This is a genomic window from Streptomyces sp. SM10, from assembly GCF_002910915.1.
GTDB lineage: Bacteria > Actinomycetota > Actinomycetes > Streptomycetales > Streptomycetaceae > Streptomyces.
Map to the genome: position 1 here is coordinate 4,735 of NZ_NEUF01000189.1, position 614 is coordinate 5,348.

1 protein-coding gene is annotated in these 614 nt (G+C 67.1%); it reads left to right on the forward strand.

What is annotated here, in order from left to right:
* On the forward strand, positions 1-614 hold a 614-nt coding region (locus tag B9S57_RS33360; RefSeq protein WP_146057835.1), incomplete at both ends, for a ketoacyl-synthetase C-terminal extension domain-containing protein.

The following is a 614-nucleotide window of genomic DNA, read 5'->3' on the forward strand; positions in this document are numbered from 1 at the left end:
GGTCCGTCGCAGCAGCGGGTGATCCGGCAGGCGTTGGCGAATGCCGGATTGTCGGCTTCGCAGGTGGATGCGGTGGAGGCGCACGGTACGGGGACGAAGTTGGGTGACCCGATCGAGGCGCAGGCTTTGCTGGCGACGTATGGGCAGGAGCGGTCGCAGGAGCGTCCGTTGTGGCTCGGGTCGATCAAGTCGAACATCGGTCACACGCAGGCGGCGGCGGGTGTGGCCGGGATCATCAAGATGGTGCAGGCCGTGCGGCACGGTGTGCTGCCCAAGACCCTGCACGTGGACGAGCCGACGCCTCAGGTGGACTGGTCGGCGGGGAACGTACGGTTGCTGACGGAGTCCGTGGCGTGGCCGGAAACGGGTGAGCCACGACGCGCTGCTGTCTCCTCGTTCGGTATCAGTGGGACGAACGCACATGTGATCGTCGAACAGGCTCGTGCAGACGAGGAGCCGGCACCCCCTGCGGTGTGTTCAGTGCCGGTGGTGCCGTGGGTGGTGTCGGCGATGTCGGAAGCGGGTCTGTCGGCGCAGATGGAGCGGTTGTCGGCGTTTGTCGCGGGTCTGGATCCGGTGGATGTCGGGTTCTCGCTGGTGACGACGCGTGCGGC